This is a genomic window from Methylobacterium sp. Leaf118, from assembly GCF_920984675.1.
Classification (GTDB): Bacteria; Pseudomonadota; Alphaproteobacteria; order Rhizobiales; family Beijerinckiaceae; genus Methylobacterium.
This window is the reverse complement of sequence record NZ_CAKLBV010000053.1, coordinates 24,025-31,387: the sequence shown is the minus strand read 5'-3', so window position 1 is coordinate 31,387 and position 7,363 is coordinate 24,025. Positions and strand designations below refer to the sequence as shown.

Here is a 7,363-nt window from a genome sequence, read left to right as displayed (position 1 = left end):
GCGGCCCCGCCCTTCGCCGCGAGGAACGCCGCCTGCGGGCGCAGCAACGCGGCGATGTGCGCCCGCGCGCCCGGGCGGCGGCGCAGGGCGAGCACCTGGTCGACGACCGGCGGGCGCATCCCCGGCAGGGCGAGCAGCACGGAGGGCGGCGCGCTCTCGGGGTCGATCCGGCCGCCGGGATTGTGCACGGTCAGGAGCCCCGCCAGCGCGGCGGCGTCCGCGGCGGTGACGCCGGTCAGCCAGCGCAGCTCGCCCACGGTCCGGAATCCCTCGCGGCGCGGGGGACGCTGGTTCTCGTCGATCTGCGGCGTCTTGCCCGTCGGCTCGTGGCGCTGGCGCCACGCCACCACCCGGGCGGCGAACGCCTCCGGATGGAGGCCCCGGCCGCCGACGGCGCGGTAGGCGGCGGCGATGAGCGCCGGATCGGCGCCGTTGAGGTCGATCCGTCCGGCCTCGTCGCTGACCGACAGGGTGACGGTGCCCGAATCGAGCCGGATCTCCTGGCCCTCGATCAGGCCCGGGGGCAGGCGCAGGCCGTAGAGTTCGTGGGCGGCGAGATCGAGCCCGGCCCGGAGCAGGCCCTCCAGGGCGAGGTCGTCGGACTTGGCCTGCGCGCCCTCGAAGGCCGCCCGCACCAGCAGGGTCGAGCCGCCCATCAGGCTGGCGAGGAGCGCCACGACGCCGAGCACCGCCACCAGGATGAAGCCGGCGCGCCGGTGCCGGCCGCCCCTCCCCGGCGCGGTCGGGCGCGTCGTCACTCGCGCCTCCGGCCGTCGGCCCCCGCCGGCGTCGCCGCCTCGGGAGACGCGGGCGCGTCGTCCTCGGCCCCGCCCTCATTGGTGCGGCTGCAGTAATGGGTCCGCGCCCGCACGCAGCCGGGCTCGGCCTCGGTGAGGATCGGCACGCGCAGGGCGCTGGCCACGTCGCCGGTCGCCGGATCGGCGAGGCCGAGCCGCACGGCGACCGGCGGCGGGCCGCTCGCGGGCCAAACATCGACGATCAGCTCCGGGCGCGTCGCGGTCGGCGCCGCCACGTAGGCGAAGCGGATGCGGGCCGGACCCTCGTAGAGCACCTGCTCCGACCCGAAGGCCAGGGCGCCGGGGCCGGTGAGACCGGGCGGCAGGGGCGCCTCGGCCCGGGTGAGCCGCCCGGTCGTCCCGTCGCTGTGGCTTTGCAGGAGCACCGCCACCGTCTCGCGCAAGGGGCTGTCGGCGGGGCTGTCGGCGGGGCTGTTGGCGGGGCTGTCGGCGGCTGGCCGGTCGAGGGCGAAGAGCAACTGCGTCGGCGCCCCCGCGAAGACGAAGCGCTCGCGGTCCGGCCCGTCCCAGCGGGCCCGGGCCAGGCGGCGGATGTCCCGCGATAGGGCGGACAATCCCTGTTCCACCCGCTCCAGCCGGGCGGTGCGCTCGGCGAGCGCGTCGGCCTGGCGCAGCATCAGCCGGGCGAGCGAGCCCAAGCCCAGCAGGATGGCGGCGCTGATCGCCAGCACCGCCAGGGCCTCGACCATGAGGAAGCCACCGCGCCGGCCGCGCGGGGGCCGGGCGCCCGCCGCCGTCATGTCCGGCCCCCGGACCCGCGCATCCCGCCCTCGTCGAGATCGACGGTCGCGGTCAGCGGATCGATGCGCACGGCGAGGAGGCCGCCGAGGCCGGGACGGGCGAGAAAGATTTCGCCGCCGCTGGCGGTCCCGTCGGGGGCGAAGCGCACGCCCGCCGCGAGCCCCTCCGAGACCCGCACGGCGAGGCGGGGCGGCAGGGCCACGGCGCGGTCCGAGGCGCCCGAGCGCAGGGCGCGGGCCACGAGATCGATCCGGGCCACGACCGGGACGCCCCGCGCCCGGGCCGCGTCCCGGTCGGCGCGCAGGAGGGCGATCATCTCGTAGGCCTTGATCCGCAGGGAGGTGCCGCTGTCGCGGGGCGAGGCCCGGGGCAGGGCGAGCGCCGCCACGAGGCCGATCAGGGCCAGGGCCAGAGAAAGCTCGAGTAGGGTGAAGCCGGCTTGCGCGCCGGTGTGCCGGTGAGGGCGGCTGCGGGGGGGAAGCGCCGGCATGGCGGGCGCCGGCTCAGGGCTCGGCCTGGGCGGAGCGCGGCGGGACGGAGGGCGGGCGCGGATCGACCGGCGCGTCGCCCTCCTCCTCGGCCTCCGCCGCAGCGGGAACGCCCTGCCCCGGGGGGATCCTGTTCGGTGCGATCGCCTCCGGGTCGCCCTGGGCGAGGGTTCGGCTGCGCCCGGCGCCCCGGGGCTGGTGGATCACCGCATCCGCGTCCGCGCGTCCCGTCCGGCGCTCGCGCAGCGGCTTGGCGGAGAGGTCCATCCCGACCTCCGGCCCCGAGAGGCCGAGGCGCGGCAGCGTCTGGGCGGCGCAGGGGCTCGCGGTCCCGGGCAGCGCGCCGAAGAGGACGACCAGCGCCGGCCGCGGGAGAATCATCGACGCGCATCCGAGGACATGACCCTCCCACCATACGAGGGCCCGCCGTCGGCGTCCCGTGCCCGCTGGGCCGCCGTTCGGTGAAACGGCCCGGCGTGGGAATTCGGCCACGTCGCCCCGGATTCAGTACAGCGACCGTCAACGGCGGGATGTCGCGGGCCTGAGGTCCGCGCGGATACAGTGTTGCGGCGGCCCGTCACGCGCGTGGCGCGCGGCGTGCCGCCAGGATCCCGCCCGCGGCACTTGTGGGGGATGTCCGACACTGCGGCATCGCAGCGCGGCGCTGTTCCGGGCTATCTTCGGACATAGAACGGAAACAGGCGGCGTGTTCGTTGCCGTCCGGCGCCGCGGCCTCAAGGAACGGCATGGGACTCGTACAATACGCGCTCAAGTTCCGGGTTACGACCTATGTGCTCGCCGTGCTGATGATGCTCGGCGGCGCGGGCGCGATCATCGTCACACCGAAGGACGTGCTGCCGACCGTCGACATCCCGGTCGTCGTGGTGGTCTGGACCTATACTGGTCTGTCCGCGCCCGAGATGGAGAAGCGGATCACGACCTATTCCGAGTTCGGCATCTCCAACAACGTCAACAATATCGCCCGGATGGAATCGACGAGCCTCCAGGGCACGTCTGTGATGAAGATCTACTTCGACCAGAGCGTCAGCATCGATCTCGCCATCGCCCAGATCGTCTCCTCCACGAACTCCATCCGCGCCCTGATGCCGCCGGGCGTGCAGCCGCCCGTCATCGTGCGCTTCTCCGCCTCCTCGGTGCCGGTGATCCAGCTGGCGCTCACCTCGACCAAGGAGAGCCTCAACAAGGTCTACGATTACGCCCAGTACCGCATCCGCCAGCGGCTGACCCAGGTGCCGGGCTCGACGCTCCCCTCCCCGTTCGGCGGAGCGCCGCGCCAGATCATGGTCGATCTCGACCCGCATGCCCTGCGGGCGCTCGGGCTGACGCCCCTCGACGTCACCAACGCGGTCACCTCGCAGAATCTGACGATCCCCTCGGGGCTCGCCAAGATCGGCGAGCAGCAATACCCGGTGCAGATGAACGCGACGCCGGACGCGATCGCGGCCCTCAACGAGATGCCGATCCGGGTCGTCGGCGGGCAGCCGGTGCTGGTGCGCGACGTGGCCTATGTCCGCGACGGCGGGCCGCCCCAGGTCAACGTGGTGCGGGCCGACGGGCAGCCCTCGGTGCTGATGCGGGTGCTCAAGAACGGCACCGCCTCAACGCTCGACGTCGTCAACAACCTCAAGGCGGCGCTCCCGGACATCCGCGCCGCGGCCCCCGAGGGGCTCGAGATCAAGCCGCTGTTCGACCAGTCGGTCTTCGTCTCGGCGGCGATCGAGGGCGTCTTGCACGAGGCCGCCATCGCCGCCGCGCTCACCGGGCTGACGATCCTGCTCTTCCTCGGCTCGTGGCGCTCGACCCTGATCGTCCTGGTCTCGATCCCGCTCTGCATCCTCACCTCGCTGGCGGTGCTGGCCGCCCTCGGCCAGACCATCAACGTGATGACCCTCGGCGGCCTCGCGCTGGCGGTCGGCATCCTCGTCGACGACGCGACGGTGGCGATCGAGAACACCTACCGGCTGTTCGAGGAGGGGCGCCCCTTCCGCAACTCCGTGGTCGAGGGCGCGGAGGGCATCGCCAAGCCGGCCTTGATCTCGACGCTGTCGATCTGCGCCGCCTTCGTCTCGGTCTTCGCGCTCACCGACACGCCGAAATTCCTGTTCACGCCGCAGGCGCTCGCGGTCGTGTTCGCGATGCTGACCTCCTACCTCCTGTCGCGCACCCTCGTGCCGGTGCTGATCGACGTGCTGGTGGCCCGCGAGTACCTCCAGCATCACGGGCGCGCGGACGAGGCGCCGCGCCAGGGCCGGATCGTCCGCGCCGCGACCTGGCTGACGCGGCCGGTCTTCCGGTTGGCAGGCACCTTCCGCCGCCGCTTCGAGGCGGGATTCGCCCGGTTCCACCGCGGCTATGTCGGGCTGCTCCACGTCGTGCTGCGCCGCCGCCTCGCGACCTTGGCCGTGGTCGGCCTGCTCTTCGCCGGCACCGGCGTGCTCTTCGTCCGGACCGGCCAGGATTACTTCCCGCAGGTCGAATCGAGCCAGATGACGCTCCATCTGCGGACCCGGCCCGGCATGCGCATCGAGACCGCCGAGCAGACCTTCGCCGCGGTGCAGACGGTGGTGCGCGAGGTGATTCCCGAGGGCGAGATCGGCCAGATCCTCGACAATATCGGCCTGCCGTCGAACAACTACAACTTCGCCTTCTCGGACGGCTCGTTCGTGTCCTACAACGACGGGCAGATGCTGATCGACCTCAAGCCCGGCCACGGCTCGGTGGCGGCGTACACGCGGCGCCTGCGCGAGACCCTGCGCGAACGGTTCCCCGATCTGGTCTTCTACTTCCAGCCCTCGGACATCATCACCCAGATCCTCAATTTCGGCGTGATCGCACAGATCGACGTGCAGGTCTCCGGCCGCAACATCGAGAAGGATCTGGAGGCCGCCCGCCGCATCGAGGCGCGCCTCAAGGACCTGCCGGGCCTCGTCGACGTGCACCTGCACCAGATCGTCGACGTGCCGCAATTCTACATCGACGTGGACCGGCGGCTCGCTTCCGAACTCGGGCTGACCCAGCAGCAGGTCGCCCAGAGCCTCAACGTCTCGCTGTCGGGCTCCTTCCAGGTCACCCCGAACTTCTGGACCGATCCGAAGACCGGCATCCCCTACCAACTCTGGGTGCAGACGCCGGAATACCGCAACGACTCGCTCACCGCCCTCCAGAACACGCCGCTCTTCGCCCGGGCCTCGGTCACCGGCGGGCTCGGGCCGGGCGCCCTGACGCTGCTCTCCAGCGTGGCCTCCATCACCCGCCGGCCGACCCAGACGGTGATCAACCACGTCAACACGCAGCCGACCTTCAACGTCTATGCCGCGGTGCAGGACCGCGACCTCGGCTCGGTCGCCCGCGACATCGACCGGATCGTCGCCGAGGTTCAGAAGACGCTGCCGGCCCCCGACAAGATCACGGTCCGCGGCCAGATCGAGAACATGCGCTCGGCCTTCTTCCGGCTCGGCATCGGCCTCGGCATCGCGCTCGTCGCCGTCTATCTCCTGATGGCCGTGAACTATCAGAGCTGGGGCGATCCCTTCGTCGTGCTCGCCGCCCTGCCGGTCGCCTTCTGCGGGATCGTCGCGAGCCTGTTCATCACGGGCACCACCTTCTCGATTCCCTCGCTGTTCGGGGCGATCATGTCGGTGGGCATCGCCTCCGCGAACTCGATCCTGCTCGTCACCTTCGCGCGGGAGCACCGCGAGGCCACGGGCTGCTCGGCCCACGCGGCCGCCATCGCGGCGGGGGAGACGCGGTTGCGGCCGGTGCTGATGACGGCGGGGGCGATGTTCCTCGGCCTCATCCCGATGGCGCTCGGCACCGGCGAGGGCGGCGAGCAGAACGCGGCTCTGGCGCGGGCCGTGATGGGCGGGATCGCGCTCGGCACGCCCTCGACGCTGCTGCTCGTGCCCTTCCTCTACAGCCTGCTGCGCCGTGGCGCGGTCAAGCCGCTTCAGGATTATGTATGATGCCGATGACCCGACGGGCGAGCCCCGCCCGCGACCGCAGGATCGAACGGTGAGCGCGCGCGTGGACGACCCGGCCGGCGAGATCCCGCCTCCGCCGCGCAAGCGCGGCTTCGTGCTGGCCGCCCTCGTGGCGGCGGGGCTGATCGCCTGGGGCGCCCACGGCCATGCCGAGCGGGCGGCGCGGGCCGAGGAGACCCGCCAGCGGCAGGCCGTCTTCGTGCCGAAGCTCCGCACCGTGGAGGCCAAGCGCCTCGACGGGCCGATCGCCCTGACCCTGCCGGGCCAGACCGAGCCCTTCGCCACCGCCCGCATCTTCGCCCGGGCCACCGGCTACGTCGCCGAGCGCCGGGTCGATCTCGGCGCGCGGGTGAAGCAGGGCGACGTGCTGCTGCGCATCGCCGCCCCCGATCTCGACCAGCAGCTCGTCCAGGCCGAGGCCCAGCTCGGCCAGCTCCAGGCGCAGCTCCTGCGGGCGAAGGCGATGGTCGATCAGGCCCGGGCCAATGTGAGTCTCGCCCAGGTGACGAACTCGCGCACCGCGACGCTCGCCGGCCAGGGCTGGGCCTCGAAGCAGAACGCCGACAACACTCAGGCCGGCGTCCTCTCGCAGGCCGCCAACCTCGCCTCGGCGCAAGCCGACGTGAAGGTGGCCGAGGCCAACATCAAGGCGCAGGAGGCGACCGTCGGCCGGCTCAAGGCCCTGACCGGCTTCGAGATCGTGACCGCGCCCTTCGACGGGGTGGTGACGGCCCGCAACGTCGATGTCGGCGACCTCGTCCAGGCCGATGCCGGCTCGGGCACCCCGCTCCTGTCGATGGACCGGGACGACGTGCTGCGCGTCTCCGTCAACGTGCCGCAGAACGCGGCGGTCGGCGTGCGGCCGGGCATCTCCGCCGAGATCAAGGTGCCGCAGATGCCCGACCGGACCTTCACCGGCCTGGTCGAGCGCAGCTCCGTGGCGCTGCTCGCCGCCTCCCGCACCCTCACGGCCCAGGTCGACGTGCCGAACCCCGACCACACGCTCCGGCCCGGCCTCTACGTCTACGTCACCCTGGCGATCCCGCGCACCGGCGGCACCACGGTGGCGGTGCCGGCCGAAGCCCTGGTGTTCAATCAGGGCGGCACCCGCGTGGCGATCGCCCGCGACGACGACAGCGTGACCTGGACGCCCGTCCACATCGCCCGCGACAAGGGCACCACCGTCGAGGTCGATCAGGGCCTGGGGGGCGGCGAACGCCTCGTGCTGAGCCCGCCCACCGATCTCAAGGAGGGCGGCCGGATCAGCCCGCAGCCCGAGAAGCCGATGCAGGCGGCGCAGCGCTGAGGTTGGTTT

6 protein-coding genes are annotated in these 7,363 nt (G+C 72.6%); 2 read left to right on the top strand and 4 right to left on the bottom strand.

Going from position 1 to position 7,363, the window contains the following annotated elements; translation table 11 throughout:
- The 4 genes from LW587_RS18620 to LW587_RS18605 form a co-directional block, all read right to left on the bottom strand.
- The coding region (locus tag LW587_RS18620) for a type II secretion system protein GspK (protein ID WP_232631086.1) at nucleotides 1-758 on the bottom strand (758 nt) is incomplete at its 3' end.
- Nucleotides 755-1,558, bottom strand: coding sequence for a PulJ/GspJ family protein (locus tag LW587_RS18615; RefSeq protein ID WP_232631085.1), 804 nt, complete (start codon nucleotides 1,556-1,558; stop codon nucleotides 755-757). The genes LW587_RS18615 and LW587_RS18620, both read right to left, overlap by 4 nt.
- A complete protein-coding gene (locus tag LW587_RS18610) occupies nucleotides 1,555-2,049 on the bottom strand; it encodes a prepilin-type N-terminal cleavage/methylation domain-containing protein (protein ID WP_232631084.1) in 495 nt (164 codons plus the stop codon). Before LW587_RS18610 ends, LW587_RS18615 begins: the two co-directional genes overlap by 4 nt.
- Nucleotides 2,050-2,062: 13 nt before the next feature.
- The gene (locus LW587_RS18605) at nucleotides 2,063-2,428 is read right to left on the bottom strand and encodes a hypothetical protein (protein ID WP_232631083.1); all 366 of its coding nucleotides are present in this window, start codon (nucleotides 2,426-2,428) and stop codon (nucleotides 2,063-2,065) included.
- Between the two features lie 365 nt (nucleotides 2,429-2,793).
- Between LW587_RS18605 and LW587_RS18600 the strand changes: the two genes are divergently transcribed.
- Nucleotides 2,794-6,030 carry an efflux RND transporter permease subunit gene (locus tag LW587_RS18600; protein ID WP_232631082.1) on the top strand — a complete coding sequence of 1,079 codons (3,237 nt, stop codon included), beginning with the start codon at nucleotides 2,794-2,796 and terminating at the stop codon, nucleotides 6,028-6,030.
- A complete protein-coding gene (locus LW587_RS18595; protein ID WP_232631081.1) occupies nucleotides 6,023-7,354 on the top strand; it encodes an efflux RND transporter periplasmic adaptor subunit in 1,332 nt (443 codons plus the stop codon). Before LW587_RS18600 ends, LW587_RS18595 begins: the two co-directional genes overlap by 8 nt.
- Nucleotides 7,355-7,363: the final 9 nt, after the last annotated feature.